The organism is Kitasatospora sp. NPDC047058, from assembly GCF_040643935.1.
In the GTDB taxonomy this organism is placed as follows: Bacteria; Actinomycetota; Actinomycetes; order Streptomycetales; family Streptomycetaceae; genus Kitasatospora.
The window spans coordinates 14,480-36,927 of the sequence record NZ_JBEYVJ010000029.1; the positions used below are offsets into that span (position 1 = coordinate 14,480).

Sequence of the window (22,448 nt, forward strand, 5' to 3'; positions counted from 1 at the left end):
GCCGGTCAACTCCGCAGGACGCGCCGGATCCGGTTCCCGCCCGCCAGCGTGATCAGCGCGCCGCCGGCGGCCGCCAGTCCGGCCACCGCCAGGCTCTGCCGCCGGGCCCGGCGGCGGTCCGCCGCGGCCGCGCGGAGGCCCGCCGCCAGGAACGCCCGCTCGACCCCGCCCGTGCTCAGCTCGCCGGCCGCCACACCTCGCCGGACCTGTTCCAACCTGGCACCCCGGTAGAGCAGTTCGGGGTCACGGTCGGCCGCGGCCCAGCTGCGCGCCGCCTCGGTGAGCCGTCGCTGCTCACCGAGCGCCTCCCGGCCTTCGGCCAGCCAGTCCCGCAACCGGGGCCAGGCCTGCGGCAGCCCGTGGTGGGACAGCTGGACGGTCTCCCGGTCCAGCACCACCAGCCGCGCCCGGACCAGCCGTTCGAGCACCGACGGCACCCCGGGATCGTCGAACTCGCCGCGCCGGACCGGCTTGCACGCCCCCTCGCCCCCGGGTTCCGCCGCCGGCTCGCCGCCGAGCCTAAGGAACACCGCCCGGGCCCGTTCCCGGTCGGACGGCCCCAGCCCGGTGAACAACGCCTCGGCGGTCCGGGCCAGCGCGCCCTCGAACCCGCCGGTGGCCTGGAACCCGGCCAGGGTGAGCGCGTTGCCACTGCGACGCCGCCACGTCTCCAGCAGGGCCGCCGACACCAGCGGCAGGGCGCCGGGCTGCCGGGCGGCCGCGGAGATCAGCACCGCGAGCAGCGCGCCCTCGACGGTGCACCCGGAGCGCAGCGCCGGCTCGGTGATCGCCCGGCGCAGCTCGTCCGGCGCGGGTGCGCCGACGGTCAGCACGGCACCGTCGCAGGCCGCGGCCAGGGCGGGGTGCTCCGCCCGGAGTGCGTCGTACTGGTCGGACCGCACCACCAGGACCACCCGGCTGCGAGCTCCCCGGAAAGCCGCGACACCTCCCGCGCCCCCGCCGCCGCCCTCGGCGCCCTCCCCGACCGCACCCTCCGCCGCCGCCACCAGGGCGTCCAGGAAGCGGGTGCGTTCGGCGGCGTCCCGGCACCGCGTCCGCAGCTCCTCACCCTGGTCGACCACCAGTACCGGGTCCGAGCCGGAAGGCCCCGCCGCCACTGCGGGACCTGCCCCGTCCCGGCCGCCGGCCACCTGGCCGCCGCGCACGCCGAACGCCTCCCCGGATCGCTGCCCGAGCCGGGCGAACGCCAGCGCGTACGCCTCCATCGGCCGTTCCCCGGGGGTGAGCAGCGCCATCGGCGCCCCCTTGCGCGGGCGGCCGCCGAACCCCGTGCTCGCGCCGCGCATCGCACCGCCGGTCCCGCTGCCGCCGGCCGGGCCGCCCGCGCCACCCACGCCGTCCGTACCGCCCAGGCCGCCCAGCCTGGCCAGCAGGCCCGCCCTGACCAGCGAGGACTTGCCGGATCCGGAGGGCCCGGTGACCACCACCAGCCGCCGCTCCCCCAGCAGTCCGACCAGCCGCTCCAGCAGCGCCTCGCGCCCGAAGAACCGGTCCGCGTCCGCCGCCTCGTACGCCGCCGCACCCGGGTACGGGGCCCGGCCGACGTCGTGGGCGCGCCGCTGGGCCGCGGTGTCGGCGGCCAGTTCGGCGGCGAGCAGCTGCCAGCGGTGCTGCCACTCGCGGACGTCCCCGCCGCACGCCTGCACGTACGCGAGGGTGACGGCGAGGCTGGGCAGCCGGCGTCCGCCCGCGGCCACCGAGAGGCTGGCGGCCGAACAGTGTGCCCGGACGGCCAGTTGGCGGTACGGCGGGGTGCCGGCCCGTTCCCGGAGGGCGCGGAGGTCGCCCGCGAACCGGAGCAGCGGCCCGTCCCCCTGGTCCAGTGGACTCTCCCGACGCGGCACAGCAGCCCCCTTCTCCGTCGACGTGGCGGCCTCGATGTCCACCCTTCGAGATTCATCATGCTCAGGACAGGTGGTGTCAAACAATGGCGCTCACCGGCCGGTTGTTCCGAGTTGATGTTCAATGTCCAGCCGCACGGCACCGAACAATGCCGTTGGGATAGAACCGGGAGCCGCAGACTTCGCTGACTTCGGAGAGCTCCATGAAGTTCACGCGGTACTGCCGTTCCCTGCTGTCCACACCCGCGATGGCGGTGGAGCGGTACGCCAAGAGCCATCAGTCCGGGGCCGATATCGCCATGGTCGACCTGGAGGACTCCGTCCCGCCCGCACGAAAGGAGGAGGCCCGCCGGCTCGCCGAGGAGTTCTTCGCCCTGCCGTCCAGCAAACTCGCCCGGAGCGCGGTCCGGATCAACTCCCTTTCGGGGACGGACGGTCTGCGCGACCTGATCGCCATCACCCGGTACCGCGTCAAACCGGATGTCGTGCTGGTCCCGATGGCGGAGTCACCGCGGGACATCGAGATCGCGGCCGGCGCGCTCGCGGCGGACTGCCCGCAGACGGAGTTCCTCGCCGTCGTCGAGACACCGCTCGGCATCGAGCACGCCCCCGCCATCGCGGCGGCCGGACACCGGCTGCGCGGACTGGTCTTCGGCTCCGCCGACTACGCCTTCGCGGTCGGCGCCCGGCTCTCCTGGGAGGCGCTCGCGCACGCCCGCGGCCGGGTGGTCAACAGCGCCCGCGCCGCCGGGGTGGAGGTGATGGACGCACCGTTCTTCGAGGTCGACGACGTGGCCGGGCTGCGCCACGAGGCCGCGCTCGCCCGGGACTTCGGCTTCAGCGGCAAGATCGCCGTGCACCCGCGCCAACTCCTCCACATCAACGAGGCGTTCAGCCCGGACGAACAACTCCTGGAGCGGGCCCGGCGGGTGGTCGCGGCGGGTGTGGAGAACGGCCGCTCGGTGACCGTCGTGGACGGGGTGATGGTCGGCATGCCGTTCTTCGAGGCCTCCCAACGTCTGATCGAGCAGTTCGCCCCGCCCGCACCGACCGACAGCAAGGAGCAGTGACGATGAGCGACGCAGCAGCATCCACCCCACCCGGCCCCGTCCAGGGCCCGCGCCGGTACCGCAACGCCGAGACCATGCTCGCCACCGCCGACCCGGTCTGGCAGGCGGCCGGCGCCAACGGCCTGATCGGCATCAAGGTGGACTCCGAGTCCAACAACCGGCTGATCGTCCGCGAGACCGGCCACGAGTTCGCCAACATGGTCTCCTGCGCCTACCTCGGACTGAACAACCACCCGCAGATCGCCGCCGGCGCCGTGGACGCGCTCACCGAGTCGCGCAGCACCTGGCTGGTCACCTCGACCACCCGGATCCGGCACAACCTGCTGGTCCGGCTGGAGGAGGAACTGGGCGAACTCTTCGGCGCGCACATCCTGCCGGGCGCGTCCTGCACCGCACTCACCATGGGCATCCTGCCGCTGGTCGCCTCCGGCCACCTCGACGGCGTCTCCGACGGCACCGGTGGCGGGCCCCGGGTGATGGTGTTCGACCGGTTCTGCCACTTCTGCATGGCGTACGTGAAGCCGATCTGCGCGGACGAGTCGCTGGTGCTCAACTGCCCGCACAACGACCTGGACTTCCTCGAGGACGTCTGCCGTAAGTACCCGAGAGTCGCCTACGTCGCCGACGGCGCGTACTCCATGGGTGGTGCGGCGGCCCTCGACGGCCTGCTCGAACTCCAGGACCGCTACGGGCTGTTCCTCTGCATCGACGACTCCCACTCGCTGTCCATCATGGGCGAGCGGGGCGAGGGCTTCGTCCGCTCCCGGCTGGAGATGAACCCGCTCACCGTCATCGTCTCCAGTCTCGGCAAGGGGTTCGGCACCGGCGGCGGCATCGCGATGCTCGGCAACCGCGAGCAGTTCGAGTTCCTGCACCGGCACGCGGGGCCGGTCGGCTGGTCGCAGAACGTCGCGCTGCCCCTGGTGGGCGCCTCACTGGGCAGCGCCGCCCTCCATCGCTCCCCCGAACTCGGCCGGCTCCAGACGAAGTTGAACCACAACATCGAGCTCTTCGACGAGCTGCTGCCGACCACCTTCGCGGGCAACGGCCTGCCGGTGCGCCGGGTCGACGTGGGCGACGCCGACCGCGCGGTCAAGCTCTCCGCCCAGCTCTTCGAACGCGGCTTCTACAGCTCGGCGGTGTTCTTCCCGATTGTCCCCAAGGGCGAGGCCGGCCTGCGGCTGATGCTGCGCGCCGACATGGACGAACACCTGATCACCGAGTTCGCCGGCCACGTCAAGGAACTCACCGCCGACCTCTGACACCTGGGAGCTGCACATCATGGACGAACCCGAGCCGGCCGGCTTCCGGCGGATCGGCGAACGGCGCTACCGCGAGGTGGTCGGCCGTTACTACGAGGAGTTCACCGTCGGCGACGTGATCGAGCACCGCCCCGGGCGGACCGTCACCGAGCTGGACAACGTGCTGATGAGCATGCTCAGCATGAACGACGCGCCGCTGCACATCGACGCCGCGTACAGCGAGCACACGCCCTGGGGGCGGCCGATCGTCTCCAGTCTGGTGACGCTCAGCATCGTCGGCGGGATGACCGCCCGCTCCACCAGCGGGCGGACCATCGCCAACCTCGGCTGGGAGAACATCCGGATGACCCACCCGGTGTTCACCGGGGACACCCTCTACGCGGAGACCGAGACGCTCGCCAAGCGGCTCTCCAAGAGCCGCGCCGGGCAGGGTATCGTCAGCTGCCGGACCACGGGGACCAAGTCCACCGGCGAGGTGGTGGTGGTCTTCGAGCGCAGCTTCCTGGTCCCGCTCCGCGGCCACGGCCTGGACGAGGTCGCGGGCTACTGAGGGACGACGGCAACCGAATGACAGCCGACGGATAACAGATGACAGCTGACAGATTTCATCATCTGTCAGCTGTCATCTGTCAGTCGTTTCCCGTCCCCGTTCCCGGCGCACGTCCACCAGCACCTTGCCCATGGTCGCGCGCGCGCCCATCGCGCGGTGCGCGTCGGCGACCCCGTCGAGTGGAACGACCCGGTCGATGTGCGCCACCAGCCGCCCTTCCCCGGCCAGCCGGAACAGGTGTTCGGCTACGCCCGCGAACAACGCCCGGTCCTCCAGTACGTGCTGCAGCCAGAAGCCGAGCACGCCGACCGAGCCCTCCGCCAGCTCGGCCACCGAGAAGGACTCCTCCGGGCCGCCACGGGCCCCGACGCAGAGCAGCCGGCCGAACGGCGCCAGCGCCGCCAGTCCGGACCGCAGCACGCCTCCGCCGACGGAGTCCACGAAGAGGTCCACGCCTCCCGACTCGCCCAGTCGGGCGACGAGTTGCGGGTCGGCCGGATCCAGGGTGGCGTCCGCACCGAGCGAGCGGACGAACTCCCGCTTGGCCGCCGTCGAGGCGAGGCCCACCACCCGGCCCGCGCCCAGTTCCCGGGCCAGTTGCACCGCCAGGTGGCCGACCCCGCCCGCCGCCGCCGTCACCACCACCCGCTCGCCCGGGCGCAGCCGCCCGAGCAGCGTCAGCGCACCGTACGCCGTCGCCCCCTGTTCGAGCAGCGCCAGCGCCTGGTCGTCGCCGACGCCGTCCGGCACCTCGACCGTGAACGCCTCGTCCGCGCGGGCCACTTGGGCGTAGCCACCGCCGGAACGGAGCAGCGCGGCGACCCGTCGCCCGTCATCGCGCCGCCGGCCGACCACGTCGGCGCCGAGCACCGCGGGCAGCGGGTGACGCCGGTACTCACCCTCCCGGCAGTGCAGGTCCGCGTAGTTGAGGCCGGCGAGGGTGACGTCGACGAGCACCTGGCCGGGCCCGGGTGCCGGCTCGGACAGGGTCTCGGTCCGGAACTCCTCCGGCCCGCCGTAGCGCCGGATCACCGCCGCCCGCATGCCGCCCGGCACAGCGGTCCGCTCCCCGCGTCTGCCCGGCGTCCCGCCGCCCGTCACCGGGCGAAGAGTGCGAGCAACCGGCCTTCCGCCACCCGCGCAGCCGCCGTGTCCTCGGCGACCACGCAGTACATCACCGACCCGTCGGCCGGCCCGAAGTCGGCGCTGAACACCACGCCGGTGCGGGTCGCGGGGTCGAAGGCGAGCCCGGCCCGCTCGACCGCCGCGACGGCCTCCGGGAAGGACGGCACGTGCAGGCCGGCGAGTTCCATGATCACCCGGGCTCCGCGGTGTCCGGCGCCGACCAGCCGGGCGAACAACGCGTCGTGCAGGTGGGTCGAACCGGTCAGCCGCCCGTTGGTCTCGCTGAAGTACAACTCGCCCTTCGGGGTGAGGAAGGCGTCCGCGCTGAGCGTCCCGCGGTAGCCGAGCATCCGCAGCGATTCGCACAACCGGGCGCCCTGGTCGACGAGTTCCGCGCGCACCCCGTCGTCCGGGGTGACCGGCGGGGTGATCTCGCCGACCACCACCGGATCCATCACCATCTCCCCGCAGCCGGAGAGCACCGAGCGGCCCTCGTCGATCGTGAACTCCGCGTACAGCGGCACCGAGTCGGCGAAGTACCGCTCCACCACGACGCGTTGGCCGCGTCCACCGGTGAGCCAGTCCCACCGGCCGGCGACGTAGGCCGCGACCGCGGCCCGGTCCGCCAGCGGGACCACGCGCTGCGCCCCGGCGGGGGTGACCTGCTCGTCGCGGCTGAGGATCTCGTTGCCGAAGCCGCCGGCCTGGAACTCGACCTTCACCATCACGCTGTGGCCCTGCTCCAGCAGGCCGTTCACCGCCGCCTCGACCTGCTCCGGCGTCGAGGCGACCGTGCCCGGCGCCACCGGCACCCCGGCACCGGCGGCCAAGGCCCGGAACACCGCCTTGCTGTTGACCAGCGCGTTGCCGCCCTGCGCGGCGAACGCGTGCCCCGGCACGGCGTGTTCGGCGTCGAGCGCGGCGGCCAGGTCGACCACGGCGGCGTTGGGCGAGATCGCCAGCACCCGCTCCACCGGACGCCCGGCGAGCGCCCGGCGCAGCTCCGTGCGGAAGCCCGGATCGGCCAGCCGGTCCGGGGTGAGGATGGCGTCGCCCTCGGCGCCCGGCGGCGGCACGACCACGGTGAGGCTGTCCGCCCGGGTGCCGGTCAGCCCGGTGACGTACCCGAGGTAGGCCGGATCGGGGCTCCAGGGCAGCACGAGGACGTCGCCGTCCTCGGCGAACCAGAGCATCCGCTGGGCCCCGCAGCCGGCGAACTGCCGCTCCAGCGGCGTCATCCCGGTGAGGTCCCCGACCATCTCCTCGGTGCGGTTGTTCCCGATGCACAGCGTCGTCATCTGCCGGACTCTCCCCAACTCTCCCCATCACCGGTCGGTGCAGCGCTCCAGGTGTAGCGCACGGGGATTGTTCGGGTTCGGCGCTCGGCCATTGAACAAAAACGGTGAACAACGGCCCGGTCCACGGCGCGCCGTGGACCGACGCGGGGCGGACACGGGACCGACGCAGGGCCGACGCGAGGCCGACGCGGGGCGGACGCGTGCCGTCAGCGCAGCCGCTGCTGCAGCTCGTCGACGGCCGACCGGATGCCGGCGCTGTACGCGTCCTCGGGCAGCGCGTCCAGGCTCCTCACCGCGCGCTCCAGCTGGTCGCGCGCCCGGTCCGGCTCGCCGAGCTTGAGGTGGTCGGAGGCGAGGTTGAGGTGCAGCGACGGGTAGAAGGCGCGGACCTGGAGGGCCGACTCGTAGGTCTGGGCCCGTTCGGCGGTCAGCGAGTCGGCTGCGGCCAGTGCGCGCCGGTCCCACTCCAGCTCGGCGCGCGGGTCGTCCTGCAGATCGGCCAGGTAGTGGGCGAGCACGCAGCGGTGGAACACGTCGCCGCGTTCGCCGAGCGCCTCCCAGAGCCGCTCGAAGCTCTCCCGGGCCTGCGACGTCCGCCCGCGTTGCGCGGCCTGGACGCCGTCGAGGCCCAGCGCGAGCCGGGCCAGCACCGCGTCCTCGGGCGTCCCGGGTTCACGTCCGGCCGCGCCGCCACCGGACGCGCCGTCGTCGAGCGCAGCAATCTCGGGCATATCGGACATGCCCGCAGCCTAACCGCCCGCCACGCCTCCCGCGTCGGCACGCCGTACGCGAGCGGACGTCCGGCGGACGCCCCGACGGGTGCCCGGCGGACGCGCGGACGGGTGCCCGGCGGGCGTCCAGCCCTGCCGGCGCCCGCCCCGTGCGACTCGCGTCCCGCCCCGTCAGCGCCGGTAGCCGCGCTGCGGGTCCCGCTCCTCGGCGTCCTCGTAGGTCAGGAACCAGCCCTCCGGGTGGGTCGCCGTGAGCAGCAGCTCCGTGCGCTGCTCGGCGCTCAGCTCGGGATCGCCGTCGTCCGGCCCGAAGACGCCGAACAGCTCGTCGTGGCAGCCGTCCCAGTCGTAGTCGTAGAGGTCGGCCGGAAGATCGCCCATCATGTCGGCGACCGACTCGGGCTGCGCGCCGAGCAGCGCCCGGGCGTCCACCAGGGCCATCCGCAGCGCGATGTCCTCGGCCAGGCAGCGCGGCAGCGGCCACTCGCCGAGCGCGAGGTCGTCGGCGAGGTCGTCGAAGGCGCGGGCCATCGCCCGGCGCCAGCCCCGGTGCAGGCGCCAGGTGCGGTGCGGCAGGCGGCCGAAGACCGTCCAGTCCCCCTCCTCCCCGTCGGCGACCGGCTCGTCCTCGTGCTCCTCGAGGTCGTCGTAGCCGGCGTCGGCCAGGCCGAGCAGCTGGGCGTGGAGCAGGCAGGCGGTGCGCGGGGTGAGCGTCCAGTCGCCGGTCCCGCCGCCACCGTCCTCCTCGTCGCCGTCCAGCGGGAACAGCTCGGCGAAATCCGGCGCGAAGTCCTCGGTGACGCTGATCTCCAGCGTGCCGCCGATCGCCTCGACGCCCGGGATCGCGGCCACCAGCCGGTCCGGGTGGAGCAGCGCGCCGAGCGCCGCGTTGGCGTCCTCGGCCACCTCGCGCAGCAGTTCGCGGCGCTGGCCGGCCGGGTCGATGCCCTCGAAGTCCAGCTCTTCCACGGCCGCGATCGCGGCCGCACGCAACGCCGGCCAGTTGGTGATCCGCAGGCCCAGCACCACCGTCGCCTCGATCTCCTGCGCGCCGGAGTCCTCCGCCGCGCCCGGCCCCTGTGGATGATCGCTTCGCTCGCCCATGGGGCTACGGTACGGCTTTTCGGCCGCCCGATCACCGGTGCGGTGCAGCTTCACCTCGCCTTCACCGCCGCTTCCCGGCCACGCCTCTCCCCCCGGGCCGCGCGCAGCCCGCAGGATGGGTCCATGGCAGACATCGACGAATTCGGCGGCGGGCAGCGCCCGGACGCCCAGGTGCTGGTCGTGACCACCAATGACATCCCGGGGTTCCGGGTCGACCACGTGATCGGCGAGGTCTTCGGACTCACCGTCCGCAGCCGGCACATCGGCAGTCAGATCGGCGCCTCGCTCAAGTCGCTGGTCGGCGGCGAGCTGCGCGGTCTGACGAAGACGCTGGTGGAGAGCCGCAACGAGGCGATGGAGCGGCTGGTCGAGCAGACCAGGGCGCGTGGCGGCAACGCGGTACTCATGTTCCGGTTCGACGTCACGGAGGCCGCGGACGTCGGCACCGAGGTCTGCGCCTACGGCACCGCCGTGGTGATCTCCCCGGCGGCCTGAGCCTGACCCGGGGGCGCCCGGGTGCCCCCGGGAACACTCCTCCCCCACCCGATGTTTCACCGGCGTGACTGTTTACGGTGCAACCAATGGCGGCGGGGTCCACGGCGGCGAAGCCCCGCAGGCCGGCTCGCCGCGGGGCGACGTGCGACGGGTCGACGTCCTGGTGGTGGGCGCCGGGCAGGCGGGCCTGTCCGCCGCCTACCACCTACGCCGTCGCGGCTTCGCCCCCTACCGGGCCGATGCCGGCGGTGACTCCGGTAACGGCACCTACTCCGGCCCTGGCACCGAGAGTGGCCCTGGCACCGAGAGCGGCAGCAGCGGCAGCGGCACCGGCAGCGAGGACGCAGGCGGCGCCGGTTTCGTCGTGCTCGACGCCGGCGACGCCCCCGGCGGTGCCTGGGCGCACCGCTCGCCCTCGCTGCGGATGGCCACCGTGCACGGCTTCCACGACCTGCCCGACTTCGAACTGCCCGAGCCCGACCCCCAGGCCCCGGCCCGCGAGGTCGTCCCGGGGTACTTTGCGGCGTACGAGGCGAAACACGCGCTCCCGGTCGTACGCCCCGTTCGCGTCCGGTCGGTCCGCTCCGAATCCGACCGGCCGGACGCCCGGCTGCTGGTCGATACCGACGCCGGCACCTGGTCCGCCCGGGCGCTGATCAACGCGACCGGTACCTGGACGCGCCCCTTCCTGCCGCGCTACCCCGGCCGCTTCGCGGGCCGGCAGCTGCACTACGCCGAGTACCGGGGGCCGGAGGAGTTCGCCGGCAAGCGCGTCCTGGTGGTCGGCGGCGGCGCCTCGGCGATCCAGGTGCTGTCCGAGGTCGCGGCCGTCGGCGAGACGGTCTGGGTCACCCGCACCCCGCCGGTCTTCCACGAGGGCCCGTTCACCCCGGAGTACGGCCGCGCGGTGGTCGCGAAGGTCGAGGAGCGGGTCCGGCAGGGCCTGCCGGTGCGCAGCGTGGTGAGCGTGACCGGGCTCGGCCCGTCCGTCGCCTACCGCCGGGCCGAGGAGCTGGGCGCGCTGCACCGCCGCCCGATGTTCGACCGCCTCACCGAGCACGGCGTCGCCTGGGGTGACGAGGAGCTGCCGGTGGACGCCATCGTCTGGGCCACCGGCTTCCGGCCCGAGGCCGGCCACCTGGCACCGCTCGGCCTGCGCTCCCCCGGCGGCGGCATCGCCCTCACCGGCACCCGCGCCACCGCCGACCCCCGCATCCACCTGGTCGGCTACGGCCCGTCGGCCAGCACGGTCGGCGCCAACCGGGCGGGCCGGGCCGCCGTCAACGAACTCGTCGCCCTGCTCGGCGCACCGGCACCGGTGGAGGCCGCCGTCGGAAGGTCCTGACACCCCGGGCAGGCCGGTACCGGCCGACGCACGCGGCCGGAACCGGAGCGCGGCGCCCGCGGCCCCGGCTCAGCGGTCGAAGTCGACCGTGACCTGATCGGTGACCGGGCGGGCCTGGCAGGTCAGCACGTAGCCGGCCGCCAGCTCCTTCTCCTCCAGCGCGAAGTTGCGGCGCATCTCCACCTCGCCCTCGGTCACCAGCGCGCGGCAGGTGCCGCACACCCCGCCCTTGCAGGCGAACGGGAGGTCCGGGCGGGAGCGCTGCGCACCGTCCAGGACGGAGCGGTCGCGCGGAAGCGAGAGCGTGCTGCCGCGCCCGTCCAGGACGACCGTGACCTCGCTGTGCGGGCCGTCGCCGGCCGTTCCCGCCCCGGAGTCGTCCGCGCGTTCGGTGACCGGCTCGTCCTCGGCGTGGAACAGCTCCTGGTGCACCCGCTCGCCCGGCACGCCCAGCCCGACCAGCAGCTCCTTCGCCCCGGCGACCATCCCGAACGGGCCGCAGAGCCACCAGTGGCCGACCCCTTCCACGTCCACCAGCGCCGTCAGCAGCGCCCCGACCCGCTCCGGGTCCAGCCGGCCGCTGAGCAGCTCGGCGTCCCTGGTCTCCCGGGAGAGCACGTGGACCAGCTGGAAGCGGCCGAGGTAGCGGTCCTTCAGGTCGGCCAGCTCGTCGGCGAACATGACGGTGTCGCTGCGACGGTTGCCGTAGAGCAGGGTGACGGTGGAGGCGCGGTCGGCGGCCAGCACCGAGGCGGCGATCGAGAGCATCGGGGTGATGCCGGAGCCGGCCGCCAGCAGCACGTGGTCGGCGGGCACGCCCAGTTCGGGGGTGAAGAGGCCGGTCGGGGTGAGCACCTCGACCTCCTCGCCGACCGCGGCCTCGCGCACCAGCCAGCGGGAGAACAGCCCGCCGGGCACCTCGCGCACGGCGATCCGCAGCGGTCCGCCGACGGGGGCGCAGATCGAGTACGAGCGGCGCTCGTCGGCACCGTCCACCACCCGGCGCAGCGTCAGCGTCTGGCCCGGACGGAAGGCGAACTGCTCGGCGAGCCCGTCCGGCACCTCGAAGGTCACCGCGACGGCGTCCTCGCAGAGCCGCTCCACCGCGCCGATCCGCAGCCGGTGGAAGCTCGGCCGGCGGGCCGGACGGACGGCGCCGCCGGGCGCGGTGGAGCCGACGGGCTCGGCGGTGCCGCCGGGCGAAGCGGTGCCGCCGGAGGCAGCCGTGCTCGTGGTCCCAGCCAGGTCGGTGGTGCCGGCGGCCATTCAGATCTCCTTGACGCGTTCGAAGGGCTCACGGCAGTCGCGGCAGCGCCAGAGCGCCTTGCACGCGGTGGAGCCGAAGCGGGACAGCTCCTCGGTGTCGGTGCCGCCGCAGAGCGGGCAGGCCACGACACGGCGGGTCGGACCGAGGGTCAGCAGACCCGGGGACGTCCGGCGTCCGGCCAGGGCCCCGGGCGCCGATGCGGCCGCCGACCCGGGCGGGGCGATGCCGGCCTCGGCGAGCTTGCGGCGGCCCGCCTCGGTGATCAGGTCGGTGGACCACGGCGGGTCGAGCCGCAGCCGGACCCGGACGTCCGGGAAGCCGGCCGCGCGCAGCCGCCGGTCGACGTCGGCCGCCATCTCGGCGACGGCCGGGCAGCCCGAGTAGGTCGGGGTCAGCCAGGCGGTCACCGTCCCGGTGCTCCCCCCGGCCGCCTCGCCGGCCTCGTCCGCTCCGTCTGCTCCGTCCGCCTCGTCCGCCACCGTGACCTCGGCGAGGACGCCGAGGTCGGCCAGGGTGAGCATGGGCAGCTCGGGGTCCGGAACGGCCGCCGCGATCTCCCAGGCCCGCTCGCGCGCGGTCCCGCTCCGGCCGGCCACGGGTTCCACCGCCCGTTCCTCCGCCGTTCCGGTCATCTCCCCGGACGTCCCGGCCACCACGGCGGTCACCACGTCGCCCCCGGGTGTGCGCGGGCCAGCACCTGCAGCTCCGCCAGCAGCAGGCCGAGCGCCTCGGTGTGCACGCCGTCGCGCCCGCCCCGGCCGCCGACCGTGGCCAGCCCCGGCGTCTGCGGCACGGTCAGCCCGGCCTCGGCCAGGACGGCGGCCAGCTCTCGCAGCACCGGCTCGCGCAGCGTCGCCGGGTCCACGCCGACCCGCAGCTCGACGGGGTGCGCGGTGAACAGCTCCTCCAGCAGCGGCCAGACCGCGTCCAGCCCGGCCTGCATCCGCTCCGCCGAGTACGGCGTGCCGTCGCCGAGCCGCAGCGTCCAGGCGGTGGCGTACTCGCGGTGGTACGCGAGCTCCTTGACGCCCCGGGCGGCGACCGCGGCGAGCACCGGGTCGCGGTGCCCGGCCAGCTGCTCGTACAGCACGCCGCGCGCGGTGGCGAAGAGCAGCAGCCGGGCGATCGAGTACGCGAAGTCCCCGTTCGGCGCCTCGACCAGGCGGACGTTGCGGAAGTCGTGCTCCTCGCGCCAGTACGCCAGGTCGTCCTCGGTACGGCCGGAGCCGTCCGCCTGGCCGGCCCGGGTGAGCAGCTGGCGGGCCTGGCCGAGCAGGTCGAGGCCGAGGTTGGCGAGCGCCACCTCCTCCTCCAGCTCCGGCGCCCGGGTGCACCACTCGATCAGCCGCTGGGCGAGGACGAGCGCGTCGTCGCCGAGCATCAGGCAGTAGGCGGCGAGGTCGGCACCGTCCAGGCCGGCCGGGACGGCGGTGTCCACGCCGAGCAGCGGGTCGGCGAAGCCGGTCCCGTAGGCCCAGCGGCCCTCGCCCTCGGGCTCGGGGGACGCCTCGGAGAGGGTCAGGTAGACGTGGTCGTCATCGGTGTCGTGGCCGTGGGGGCCGCCGTGGGTCACGGTGTCGTCGGTCATGGCTCTGCTGCTCCCCGTCAGATGTGCGGGACATCCTCGGGGATGTCGTAGAAGGTCGGGTGGCGGTAGACCTTGTCACCGCTCGGCTCGAAGAACGGGTCCCGCTCGTCCGGGGTGGAGGCGGTGATCGCGTCGGAGCGGACCACCCAGAGGCTGACGCCCTCGTTGCGCCGGGTGTAGAGGTCGCGGGCGGCGAGCAGCGCCATCCGGTCGTCGGCCGCGTGCAGCGAGCCGACGTGGACGTGGTTCAGCCCGCGCCGGGGGCGCACGAACACCTCGTACAGCGGCCAGCCGGCCTTGGACTCGGTCACTTTCCGTTCTCCTCTTCCGCGTGGTGCACTGCTTCCGCGTGGTGCTGGGCTTCGGCTTCCGCCCGGAGCGGGGCTTCCGCGTCGTGCGACGCCTCCGCCTCGTTCGGCGTCTCCGCCTCGTGCGAGGCCTCCGAGAGGCGCCCGGCCTCGGTGCGGCGCTTCTCCGCGTAGGCGGTGGCCGCCTCGCGGACCCAGGCGCCGTCCTCGTGGGCGGCGCGGCGGCGGTCGATCCGCTGGGCGTTGCACGGGCCCTGGCCGTGGATGACCCGGGTCAGCTCGGACCAGTCCGGCTCACCGAAGTCCCAGCCGCCGCGCTCCTCGTTCCAGCGCAGCTCAGGATCCGGGAGGGTGACGCCGAGGTGCTCGGCCTGCGGGACGGTCATGTCGACGAACCGCCGGCGCAGCTCGTCGTTGGTGTGCCGCTTGATCCGCCAGGCCATCGAGCGGGCGGTGTTCGGCGAGTCCCCGTCCGAGGGGCCGAACATCATCAGCGACGGCCACCACCAGCGGTCCACCGCGTCCTGGACCATCCTGCGCTGCGCATCGGTGCCGCGCATCAGCGTCATCAGCAGCTCGTAGCCCTGGCGCTGGTGGAACGACTCCTCCTTGCAGATCCGGACCATGGCGCGGGCGTACGGGCCGTAGCTGCAACGGCAGAGCGGCACCTGGTTGCAGATCGCGGCGCCGTCGACCAGCCAGCCGATCACGCCGACGTCGGCGAAGGTGAGCGTCGGGTAGTTGAAGATCGAGGAGTACTTCTGCCGGCCGGAGATCAGCTTCTCGGTCAGCTCGGCCCGGTCCACGCCGAGGGTCTCGGCGGCGGCGTAGAGGTAGAGGCCGTGGCCGGCCTCGTCCTGGGCCTTGGCCAGCAGGATCGCCTTGCGGCGCAGCGACGGGGCCCGGGTGAGCCAGTTGCCCTCGGGCTGCATGCCGATGATCTCGGAGTGCGCATGCTGGGCGATCTGGCGGATCAGGGTGGCCCGGTAGGCGTCGGGCATCCAGTCCCGGGGTTCGATCCGCTGCTCGGCGGCGACCACCGCCTCGAACCGCTCCTCCAGCGCCTGCGCGGGGACCGGGTCGGCCACCTCTGTTGTCACCACGGTCCCCTCTCGCATCCTGCGGCGTGCGCGTGACGGCCAGCGTCGTGCGGCGCGGACCGGCTCTGCCGTCACCCACGCTACCGACTGACCGTTCGGTCGGTTCCATTGTGCGCACCGGGACGGCGGCCTGACAAGGGACGCAGGCCCCGGTTGTGGCCGGAATCGATCGCCAGCCGGTCACCGGCGGCCCGCCTGCCCGACCCCACGCCCGCCACGCTGCGGCGGGCATCCGTGCCGGGACACCGCCGCGGGGGCGCCTGCAGGGGTCCCCCACGCGGGCGACCGGTGCACGGGCACGGGCGGGCCGTGCCCCCGTGCGCGGTCCCGGCGCCGGGGGTCGGCCGGGTGGGGGCGGTCCTGCCGGGAACCATCGCGACGCCGGGCGAGTCGGTGGGAGGCTGGTCGCGATGGGGCGAGCGCGGGCGCACACCCGGGGAGGGACGCCGGGCCGGGTCGTGGCGCGGGCCCGGGGTCGGGGCCAGGGCCGGGGCGGCGGCGGCCGGGCTCGGGTGCTGGTCGGGTTCGGCGTGTTCGGGGTGTTCTGGGGCACCTGGGGTGCGCTGGTGCCGGAGGTCCAGGCGCGGGCCGGGGTGGGCGACGGCGAGCTGGGCGTCGCGGTCCTGATGATCGGCCTCGGGGCGCTCTGCACGATGCGTCCGGCCGGCGCGGCGGTGGACCGTTACGGCACGTGGGCCGTGGCGGCCTGCCTGCTGTCCATGGCGGTGGCGGCGGTACTGACGGGCCTGGCCACGGGAGGGCCCCAGCTGATGGCGGCGCTCGCCGTACTGGGCGCGGCGTCCGGGGCGGTGGACGTGGCCGTCAACGCGATGGCGAGCGCCGAGGAGAGCCGGTCGGGGCGCTTGCTGAACGCGGCCCATGCGTGCTTCTCGGCCGCGGTGGTGCTGGGAGCGCTCGCGACCGGGTTCGGGCTGGGCCGCGGGGTGGGGGCGGGCAGCCTCCTGGCTGTGGCGGCCGCACTGCTGGCCGGCGCGGCCACCGTGATCGGGCTGTCCGGCGACGGCGGGGAGCCTGGCGGGCGGGTGCTGAGCCGGGACAGGCGGAGGGCAGACCGGGCCGGACGCGCGGCGGGCCGGGGCGGGCGGGTGGCGCGGTCCCCGGGCCGGGGCGGGCAAGAGGCGCCGCGCCGGGTGGCGAGCCGTCCGCTGCTCGTGCTCGGGCTGCTCTGCGCGCTGGCGTTCCTGGTGGAGAACGCCTGGCAGAGCTGGAGCGCGGTGATGCTGCGCTCCGAGTTCCATCTCGGGGCGGGCGCGAGCGCCGCCGGTCCGGTGGTCTTCGCGGCGTCCGCGACGGCGGGGCGGTTGGCCGGGCACGGGCTGGCGTCGCGGCTGGCGCACCGCCGGCTCCTGGTCCTCGGAGCGCTGGTGGGCGCCGCGGGCACGCTGGGCGCCGCGGCGGCACGCGACGGGCGGGAGATGCTGGCCGGACTGGTCGTCGCCGGACTGGGGACGTCGGTGTGCGCTCCGACGATCCTGTCCCTGGCCGGGGCGCTCGCCCGGCCCGAGGTGCGCTCCTCCTCGCTGGCGGTGGTGACGTCGGTGGGCTACGCCGGCTTCCTGGTCGGACCCGCGGCCGTGGGCCTCGCCGCCTCCGCGACCGGCCTGCGGGCGACGTTCTGCGGGGTGGCCGCCGTGGCCGTGGTCCTCGCGATCTGCGCGGTGTCGACCGGCGCCATGGCCGCACCGCACGCAACGCCGCCGACGGCCGACGGCCGGGCATGCCGGCCGTGAGGCCGGCTGCCGGAGGTCACGGCGAGGCGGCCTTCAAGGGCCGGCAGGCCGGGCGGACCGGGTCGGCGAGGCCACAAGCCGGAGTGCCGTGGGTTGCCGGGCCGGTCATACCGACGGGCGCAGGCCGGCCAGCCGCTCGGCGCGGGCGGCGCGCTGCGCGAACACCTGCTCCTTGCGGTCCTCCATCCGGCGCAGCGCGGTGCGGCGGGCCCGGGTCGAGAGCCGGTCGAGGTAGAGGCCGCCGTGGAGGTGGTCGGTCTCGTGCTGGAGGCAGCGGGCGAAGTAGCCCCGGCCCTCGACCACCAGCGGGCGGCCGTCCAGGTCGCGGCCGCGGACCACGGCGCGGTCGGGGCGCGCCAGCTCCATGTGGGGACCGGGGACGGACAGGCAGCCCTCCTCCGCCTCGGCCAGCCGGCGGGCGTCCGCGGGCAGGTCGTCCAGCTCCGGGTTGAGGATGTGGCCGACGTGCCGCACCCCGTCCTCGTCCAGGCAGTCCCAGACGAACACCTGGAGGTCCACGCCGATCTGGTTGGCGGCGAGGCCGGCACCCTCGGCGACCCACATCGCGGCGAACATGTCGTCCACCAGCCTCGCCAGGCCCGGCGTGCCGAACTCCTCCTCGGACACCGCCCGGCACCAGCGGTGCAGCACCTCCTCACCGACCACGGTGATCCGTCGCACCTCTCCGCGCAGCGCCTGCGGGGGCACCTCCGGATAGCCGTCCACCGGTGCGCCCTGCAGCATCACCGACCCTCGGACCGGACTCCGGGAGGTACGGGGCCGGGTGTGCGTCGGCTGCTGCTCAGCCATGGTCGAACTCCGCTCTCGTGGCCTTCGGTCCGCTTCGGTTCGATGCGGGTTCACCTATCCATACTTTGCAAAGTGCCACTTTGCAAACAGCAGGCGGGCAAGGAACTGCCGACGAATCATCCTGAACCGGGACAAAGACCGTGCAGCGGCTTGCCAGGAACTTTGCAAACAGGCATCTTTGCAAAGTGACCACCGACAAGACGCCGCCGACCGGACCCGCGCTCCCCCTACACGCGGCGGGGGCCACGGAGCCCGATGGTCCCGCGCGGCCCGAGGGGGCCGAGGGGCCAGAGGGGGCCGCGGAGCCCTGGGGGGCCGCCGCCGGCCCCGCGAGCCCTGCGGAGGGCCCGCGGCCGAGGCCGCTGGAGACTCCGCCGAACCGGCCGCTGCCGCTCCACCCGGTCCGGCTCGCGCTGCTCGACCTGATCGCCGAGTGGGGCAAGATCACGTCCAACCAGGCCGCCCAGCACCTGCACCAGAGTTCCGGCACCTGCTCGTTCCACCTGCGCCAGCTCGCCCGCTACGGCCTGATCGAGGAGGCGCCCACCGTCGACGGCCGCTCGCGGCCGTGGCGGCTGCGCTGGGAGGGGACGCTGCCGGCGGGTGCCGGCACCACCGGCCCCGTGGCTGCCCCCGCCGCGCTCACGGCCTCCCCCGCCGTCACGCCGCCCGCACCCTCGCGGCGGCTGGCGAACGGCCTGGCCGGCGACCTCGCGGAGGACCTCGAGGACACCAGCTACCGCCAGTGGCTCGCCCTGCGTCGCCAGGCCCCCGCCGAGTGGCAGCGCGACGAGGCGTCCAGCGACGTCCTCCACCTCACCCCCGAGGAACTGGCCGACCTGGGCGCCGCCGTCCGCGCCCTGCTCGCCCCCTACCGGCGGCGCGGGCCCGGCCCCGGCACCCGTCCGGTCGCCGCCGTCACCCGCCTCTTCCCGCTGCTCGACCACCCGGCCGCGGACGACCGACAGCCGTAGCGGTCCCGGCCGAGCCCTGCCCTGACTGGACGACGGGCCTCGGGAGGCGACTCATCCCGGGACCGCGCGGACGACCGCGGGCCCGCCGTCCGGATGGTGCCGGACGGCGGGCCCGTAAGCGGGGAACCCGGGGATGCGCCGGGGAGGGCCCGGAGCGCGTCAGCCCTCCGAACGATCCCGCAGGCGTGGCAGCGGTACGGCGAGGAGCGCGGCCAGCAAGGCGATCCGGGGGGCCAGCTGGTCGATCCGGATGTGCTCGTGCCGGGCGTGCGCCCCGGCACCGACCGCGCCGAAACCGTCCAGCGTCGGCAGACCGCGCGACCCCGGCAGGTTGGTGTCCCCGGCCCCACCGGCCGGGGCGCCGTCCAGCTGCTGTCCCAGCACCGCGGCCAGGGAACGGACGTGCCGCAGCAGGGGGTTGGCGGAGCGCTCGGGCCAGGCGGGGCGGCTGGAGAGCACCTCCGTCCGGACTCTGGCCCCCGGGCGCAGCGCGGTGAGCCGGGCCAGGTGGTCGAGCGTGCGGCGCTGTGCCTCGGCGGTGGCGAAGCGCAGGCCCAGCTCGGCCTCGGCGCGCCCGGCGATCACGTTGGCCCGGGTGCCGCCGCTGATCCGGCCGGCGTTGAGTTCGGTGCCGGGCTGGCCCGCGATTCCCCGTACCGCGACCAGCTGGTCGACGAGCTCGTCCACCGCGGAGACGCCCTGGGCCGCGTCGTTCCCGGCGTGTGCCTCGCGCCCGGTGACGGTGAGCCGCACCCGGGTGCTGCCGCGGCGGGCGGTCTTGAGCCGGCCGTCCGGGTGGGGCGGTTCGAGGCCCAGGACTGCTGCCGCTCCGCGCAGTTGGCGTTCGACCAGGCGGCGGCCGTCGGGGCTGCCGACCTCCTCGTCCGAGACCACGACCAGCCGCACCGTTCGGTGCGGGCACTGGCCGAGGTCGGCGAGCAGGGCGAACGCGCCTTCCAGGGCGGCGAGTCCGCCCTTCATGTCGACGACGCCCGGGCCGCTGAGGGTGCCGTCCTGTTCGGTGACCGGCCAGTCGTTGAGGATGCCGGCCGGCCAGACGGTGTCGTGGTGGCCGACCAGGAGAAGGTGCGGCAGGCTCTCGTCCTGGCCGTCCCACTGCAGCACCAGGTGGTCGCCGGCCGGGCCGGGCTCGCGGTGGACGGTGGCGCCGGTGGCGCGGAACCCGGCGGCCAACTCCTCGGCGAGGGCGTTGAGTCGGGGTGCGTCTCCACTGGGCGACTCGATCCGGGCGAGGTCGGCGCAGCGGCGCCGGACGGCGCCGGCGAGGGCGCGGGCCCGGGAGCTGAGGGCCTGGGGCAGTCCGGGGAGGGCTGCGGTGGGGCCGGGTTGGCCGTCGCCGTCGGTGACGGACGGGCCCGCGGTCGGGACTGCGGCAGAGGCTGCGGCGGGTAGTGCGGCGGGCACTGCGGCGGGGACTGTGACGGGCGCCTTGGGGGACGTTGTGGCGGCGACCGGGACCGCCACCCCGGCCACCATCGTGCCGCCACCCCCGGTGAGCGCGGGGGTATTGACGGCACTCGCGGTGACGGTTGGGGCGTTGACGGCACTCGCAGTGACGGCGGAGGCGGTGACGACACTCGCGGTGACGGCCGGGGAAGGCGCGGACGCCGGGCCGGACGTGGGGGCCGGGCCGTCGGCCGGGGTGCGCACGGGTTCGGTGGTCACGGTCGGTCCGGCCGGGGGCCGGACGGCTTGGGGACTCAACGCTCGCCTCCGCGGCCGCCGCCGGTATTCAGCGGCCGCACCGGCCGGCCGGACCAGCCCGGCTGCCCGGCCCAGCCGGGTCGGGCGGATCCGGCGGCACGTGGGGCCCGCCGGGACGGCCCGTCTGGCCCAAGTGCGGTGGAACGGCTGGGCGGCGTGCTTGGCATTGCGTCCTCCTCGCTCGATCCGGTGGCCCCGGTCGGCCCGGAGCCCCGTGGACGGCGGCTTCGAAGCGGCAGGCGCAGTGACTGCACCGCTGCAGGGAAGCCGAGATGTGAGCCTAGAAGAACCGTTCGGTTTCCTGCGAGGTGGCCCTGCTCCCAGCGTGCCGGAGGCCGGGCCCGCCTCGGGCGCCCGCCTTCGATCGGTGGCGGGCGTACGGCGCGCGGGCCTGGGTCGGCGCGCGAGCGCGGTCGCCGGATCGCGCCCAACTCCACCATGGACCCGTCGCCCGGGTTCGGCAGCGCAAACGGCCAAGGCACGGCATTTCCACGCCGGATGGGTGACAGCGTCTCAACGCTCGGTACCAGGTGACGGGTCGTGCGGCGGGGTGGCGTGGAAGGTGGTTCGTGTGCGGTGACGCGGCGGGCGATGACGTTGGGCGGAGGGAGGAAGAGAGGGAGGGAGGTGGAGGGTGGAGGGTGGAGGGTGGAGGGTGGAGGGTGGACGGACGGTGATGGTGTGGGCGGTGCCTCTGCCGCATCGGCCTCCCGGTCCGGTGAGCGCCTCCGCCTCCTCCCCAGCTCCTCCCCGTCAGGCCCGGCTGTTCCTGGCCGAGGCGCTGCGCAGGCACCGAGCGGGCCAGCGAGGTGAACGCCTTGGCGGTCCCGCTGGTTGGCCGTCCGGACCGGGCGCGGTCGGCACTGGAGGTCGGTGCCGGGACCGGGGTGGCTGCCCCGTCGGCCGGCCCAAGTACTGCGCCCTGGTGACCGTTTGCACGCGGTCGAGACGGACCCGCGGTTCGCCGACTTCGAGCCGGCCCGGGTCCGGCACGTCCTGGACCTCTACCCGAGACCGCCGGCGCCGGGCGGTGGGCTCACCTACGTCGGATACCCGAGCACGACGGCTACCCGGACACCGACCGCCGACCCCGGCCGGGCGCCCCGGTGTGCCGAGTGCGTCGACGGGCGGGGCGGCGGGCGGCGCTCGATGATGGACCGGGGCCGTCCCCGGCTCCGCGTCCGGCAGCGAGGAGCCTCCGATGACCGTCACGGTACGCGACGCCGAAGCCAACAGCCGCTTCGAGGCCCGGGTGGACGACACCCTCGCCGGCTTCGCCGAGTACCTGCGCAGCGACCACCTGGTCGTCTACCCGCACACCGAGGTGGAGCCGGCCTACGAGGGACAGGGGATCGGCAGCGCGCTGGCCCGGGCCGCCTTGGACGACGCCCGCCGGCGCGCGCTGCCGGTGCTGGCGACGTGCCCCTTCATCAAGGCGTGGATGCTGCGCCACCCCGAGCACCTGGAGCTCGCGTACGAGAACCGCAGCCGGGTGCGCGACTGATGGGCGGCAGGGAGGGTGCCGGGCCCCGCCGCCCGGCCGCGAGGACGTACGAGGCCGCAGGGATCGCGGTGACCTTCGATCCGCAGGTCTGCCGGCACGCGGCCGAGTGCGTGCACGGGCTGCCGTCGGTGTTCGACACGACGCGACGGCCGTGGATCATGCCGGACGCGGCGGAGCCGGGGGTGCTCGCCGAGGTGGTCCGGCGCTGTCCGACGGGCGCGCTCCGATACCGGCTGGCGGGCGGCGGGACAGAGGTACCGGACCGGCCGACCTCGGTCCGGCGGTTGCCGGACGGGCGGCTGCTGCTGCGCGGGGACCTGCGGGTGACGGACGCGGAGGGCGCGGTCCGGGAGACGCCGCGGGCGATGTTGTGCGGCTGCGGGCGCAGCGCTGGTCAGCCGTACTGCGACCGGAGCGGGCCGTGCGGCGGGGCGGAGGAGGAGGGCGACGCCGACGGCGGAGGCCGGGCCGCCGACAGATGACAAAAGACAGATATCAGATATCAGATGACGACTGACAGATTTTGAATTCTGTCAGTCGTCGCGCCATAGTTGAACTCGGCCACCCTTCCCCTCCCGC

21 protein-coding genes are annotated in these 22,448 nt (G+C 74.9%); 9 read left to right on the forward strand and 12 right to left on the reverse strand.

What is annotated here, in order from left to right; genetic code table 11:
• Positions 1-5: 5 nt before the first annotated feature.
• Complete coding sequence (locus tag ABZ885_RS06970; RefSeq protein ID WP_360184220.1) at positions 6-1,865, reverse strand: ATP-binding protein; 1,860 nt, start codon at positions 1,863-1,865, stop codon at positions 6-8.
• Positions 1,866-2,065: 200 nt separating this feature from the next.
• On the opposite strand from ABZ885_RS06970, the gene ABZ885_RS06975 reads away from it, so the two are divergent.
• The 3 genes from ABZ885_RS06975 to ABZ885_RS06985 are packed head-to-tail and all read left to right on the forward strand — an operon-like array spanning position 2,066 to position 4,744.
• Positions 2,066-2,932 (forward strand): CoA ester lyase, encoded by an 867-nt coding sequence (locus ABZ885_RS06975; RefSeq protein WP_360184223.1) that lies wholly within the window; start codon positions 2,066-2,068, stop codon positions 2,930-2,932.
• A gap of 2 nt (positions 2,933-2,934) precedes the next feature.
• Positions 2,935-4,194 (forward strand): aminotransferase class I/II-fold pyridoxal phosphate-dependent enzyme, encoded by a 1,260-nt coding sequence (locus ABZ885_RS06980; RefSeq protein ID WP_360184225.1) that lies wholly within the window; start codon positions 2,935-2,937, stop codon positions 4,192-4,194.
• A gap of 19 nt (positions 4,195-4,213) precedes the next feature.
• The gene (locus tag ABZ885_RS06985; RefSeq protein ID WP_360184228.1) at positions 4,214-4,744 is read left to right on the forward strand and encodes a MaoC family dehydratase; all 531 of its coding nucleotides are present in this window, start codon (positions 4,214-4,216) and stop codon (positions 4,742-4,744) included.
• 72 nt (positions 4,745-4,816) lie between these two features.
• On the opposite strand, the gene ABZ885_RS06990 is transcribed toward ABZ885_RS06985, so the two are convergent.
• The 4 genes from ABZ885_RS06990 to ABZ885_RS07005 all read right to left on the reverse strand — a co-directional run bounded on the left by ABZ885_RS06990 (position 4,817) and on the right by ABZ885_RS07005 (position 9,002).
• Positions 4,817-5,800, reverse strand: a complete 984-nt coding sequence (locus ABZ885_RS06990; RefSeq protein WP_360184231.1) for a zinc-binding dehydrogenase — start codon at positions 5,798-5,800, stop codon at positions 4,817-4,819.
• 41 nt (positions 5,801-5,841) lie between these two features.
• Positions 5,842-7,167, reverse strand: a complete 1,326-nt coding sequence (locus ABZ885_RS06995) for a peptide ligase PGM1-related protein (RefSeq protein ID WP_360184234.1) — start codon at positions 7,165-7,167, stop codon at positions 5,842-5,844.
• Between the two features lie 206 nt (positions 7,168-7,373).
• Positions 7,374-7,907 carry a hypothetical protein gene (locus ABZ885_RS07000; protein WP_360184237.1) on the reverse strand — a complete coding sequence of 178 codons (534 nt, stop codon included), beginning with the start codon at positions 7,905-7,907 and terminating at the stop codon, positions 7,374-7,376.
• A 162-nt stretch (positions 7,908-8,069) separates the two neighbouring features.
• Positions 8,070-9,002: a hypothetical protein gene (locus ABZ885_RS07005; RefSeq protein ID WP_360184239.1), complete on the reverse strand. Its 933-nt coding sequence runs from the start codon at positions 9,000-9,002 to the stop codon at positions 8,070-8,072.
• A gap of 123 nt (positions 9,003-9,125) precedes the next feature.
• On the opposite strand from ABZ885_RS07005, the gene ABZ885_RS07010 reads away from it, so the two are divergent.
• Together ABZ885_RS07010 and ABZ885_RS07015 are read left to right on the forward strand one after the other, a co-directional pair.
• Positions 9,126-9,497, forward strand: a complete 372-nt coding sequence (locus ABZ885_RS07010; RefSeq protein ID WP_360184242.1) for a YbjQ family protein — start codon at positions 9,126-9,128, stop codon at positions 9,495-9,497.
• A gap of 64 nt (positions 9,498-9,561) precedes the next feature.
• Positions 9,562-10,842 (forward strand): NAD(P)-binding domain-containing protein, encoded by a 1,281-nt coding sequence (locus tag ABZ885_RS07015; protein WP_360184245.1) that lies wholly within the window; start codon positions 9,562-9,564, stop codon positions 10,840-10,842.
• A 69-nt stretch (positions 10,843-10,911) separates the two neighbouring features.
• Here the strand turns inward: ABZ885_RS07015 and paaE are convergent, their stop codons facing one another.
• From paaE to paaA, 5 genes are all read right to left on the reverse strand, one after another.
• On the reverse strand, positions 10,912-12,108 hold the full coding sequence (paaE, locus tag ABZ885_RS07020) for a 1,2-phenylacetyl-CoA epoxidase subunit PaaE (protein ID WP_360184247.1): 1,197 nt from the start codon (positions 12,106-12,108) through the stop codon (positions 10,912-10,914).
• Complete coding sequence (paaD, locus tag ABZ885_RS07025) at positions 12,109-12,630, reverse strand: 1,2-phenylacetyl-CoA epoxidase subunit PaaD (protein ID WP_360184293.1); 522 nt, start codon at positions 12,628-12,630, stop codon at positions 12,109-12,111.
• Between the two features lie 140 nt (positions 12,631-12,770).
• Positions 12,771-13,697: a 1,2-phenylacetyl-CoA epoxidase subunit PaaC gene (gene paaC, locus ABZ885_RS07030; protein WP_360184250.1), complete on the reverse strand. Its 927-nt coding sequence runs from the start codon at positions 13,695-13,697 to the stop codon at positions 12,771-12,773.
• A 17-nt stretch (positions 13,698-13,714) separates the two neighbouring features.
• Positions 13,715-14,008 (reverse strand): 1,2-phenylacetyl-CoA epoxidase subunit PaaB, encoded by a 294-nt coding sequence (gene paaB / locus ABZ885_RS07035; protein WP_030056311.1) that lies wholly within the window; start codon positions 14,006-14,008, stop codon positions 13,715-13,717.
• Positions 14,005-15,123, reverse strand: a complete 1,119-nt coding sequence (gene paaA, locus ABZ885_RS07040) for a 1,2-phenylacetyl-CoA epoxidase subunit PaaA (protein ID WP_360184254.1) — start codon at positions 15,121-15,123, stop codon at positions 14,005-14,007. Before paaA ends, paaB begins: the two co-directional genes overlap by 4 nt.
• 392 nt (positions 15,124-15,515) lie before the next feature.
• Between paaA and ABZ885_RS07045 the strand changes: the two genes are divergently transcribed.
• Positions 15,516-16,856, forward strand: a complete 1,341-nt coding sequence (locus ABZ885_RS07045) for an MFS transporter (protein ID WP_360184257.1) — start codon at positions 15,516-15,518, stop codon at positions 16,854-16,856.
• A 105-nt stretch (positions 16,857-16,961) separates the two neighbouring features.
• On the opposite strand, the gene def is transcribed toward ABZ885_RS07045, so the two are convergent.
• Positions 16,962-17,600 carry a peptide deformylase gene (def, locus tag ABZ885_RS07050; RefSeq protein WP_360184295.1) on the reverse strand — a complete coding sequence of 213 codons (639 nt, stop codon included), beginning with the start codon at positions 17,598-17,600 and terminating at the stop codon, positions 16,962-16,964.
• 251 nt (positions 17,601-17,851) lie between these two features.
• Between def and ABZ885_RS07055 the strand changes: the two genes are divergently transcribed.
• Positions 17,852-18,640 carry a winged helix-turn-helix domain-containing protein gene (locus ABZ885_RS07055; RefSeq protein ID WP_360184259.1) on the forward strand — a complete coding sequence of 263 codons (789 nt, stop codon included), beginning with the start codon at positions 17,852-17,854 and terminating at the stop codon, positions 18,638-18,640.
• Positions 18,641-18,799: 159 nt separating this feature from the next.
• Here the strand turns inward: ABZ885_RS07055 and ABZ885_RS07060 are convergent, their stop codons facing one another.
• Positions 18,800-20,326 (reverse strand): M20 family metallopeptidase, encoded by a 1,527-nt coding sequence (locus tag ABZ885_RS07060; protein ID WP_360184262.1) that lies wholly within the window; start codon positions 20,324-20,326, stop codon positions 18,800-18,802.
• A 1,240-nt stretch (positions 20,327-21,566) separates the two neighbouring features.
• On the opposite strand from ABZ885_RS07060, the gene ABZ885_RS07065 reads away from it, so the two are divergent.
• The gene (locus tag ABZ885_RS07065; RefSeq protein ID WP_360184265.1) at positions 21,567-21,869 is read left to right on the forward strand and encodes a GNAT family N-acetyltransferase; all 303 of its coding nucleotides are present in this window, start codon (positions 21,567-21,569) and stop codon (positions 21,867-21,869) included.
• Positions 21,869-22,351 carry a (4Fe-4S)-binding protein gene (locus ABZ885_RS07070; protein WP_360184267.1) on the forward strand — a complete coding sequence of 161 codons (483 nt, stop codon included), beginning with the start codon at positions 21,869-21,871 and terminating at the stop codon, positions 22,349-22,351. Before ABZ885_RS07065 ends, ABZ885_RS07070 begins: the two co-directional genes overlap by 1 nt.
• The last annotated feature ends 97 nt before the right edge of the window (positions 22,352-22,448 follow it).

What these genes read in the sequence shown, in the direction of transcription:
- ABZ885_RS06975 (WP_360184223.1), top strand. Translation starts at nt 2,066, where the DNA reads ATGAAGTTCACGCGGTACTGCCGTTCCCTGCTGTCCACACCCGCGATG.
- ABZ885_RS06980 (WP_360184225.1), top strand. Translation starts at nt 2,935, where the DNA reads ATGAGCGACGCAGCAGCATCCACCCCACCCGGCCCCGTCCAGGGCCCG.
- ABZ885_RS06985 (WP_360184228.1), top strand. Translation starts at nt 4,214, where the DNA reads ATGGACGAACCCGAGCCGGCCGGCTTCCGGCGGATCGGCGAACGGCGC.
- ABZ885_RS06995 (WP_360184234.1), bottom strand. Translation starts at nt 7,167, where the DNA reads ATGACGACGCTGTGCATCGGGAACAACCGCACCGAGGAGATGGTCGGG.
- ABZ885_RS07000 (WP_360184237.1), bottom strand. Translation starts at nt 7,907, where the DNA reads ATGTCCGATATGCCCGAGATTGCTGCGCTCGACGACGGCGCGTCCGGT.
- ABZ885_RS07005 (WP_360184239.1), bottom strand. Translation starts at nt 9,002, where the DNA reads ATGGGCGAGCGAAGCGATCATCCACAGGGGCCGGGCGCGGCGGAGGAC.
- ABZ885_RS07010 (WP_360184242.1), top strand. Translation starts at nt 9,126, where the DNA reads ATGGCAGACATCGACGAATTCGGCGGCGGGCAGCGCCCGGACGCCCAG.
- paaE (WP_360184247.1), bottom strand. Translation starts at nt 12,108, where the DNA reads ATGGCCGCCGGCACCACCGACCTGGCTGGGACCACGAGCACGGCTGCC.
- paaD (WP_360184293.1), bottom strand. Translation starts at nt 12,630, where the DNA reads ATGCTCACCCTGGCCGACCTCGGCGTCCTCGCCGAGGTCACGGTGGCG.
- paaC (WP_360184250.1), bottom strand. Translation starts at nt 13,697, where the DNA reads ATGACCGACGACACCGTGACCCACGGCGGCCCCCACGGCCACGACACC.
- paaA (WP_360184254.1), bottom strand. Translation starts at nt 15,123, where the DNA reads ATGCGAGAGGGGACCGTGGTGACAACAGAGGTGGCCGACCCGGTCCCC.
- ABZ885_RS07045 (WP_360184257.1), top strand. Translation starts at nt 15,516, where the DNA reads ATGGGGCGAGCGCGGGCGCACACCCGGGGAGGGACGCCGGGCCGGGTC.
- def (WP_360184295.1), bottom strand. Translation starts at nt 17,600, where the DNA reads ATGCTGCAGGGCGCACCGGTGGACGGCTATCCGGAGGTGCCCCCGCAG.
- ABZ885_RS07065 (WP_360184265.1), top strand. Translation starts at nt 21,567, where the DNA reads ATGACCGTCACGGTACGCGACGCCGAAGCCAACAGCCGCTTCGAGGCC.
- ABZ885_RS07070 (WP_360184267.1), top strand. Translation starts at nt 21,869, where the DNA reads ATGGGCGGCAGGGAGGGTGCCGGGCCCCGCCGCCCGGCCGCGAGGACG.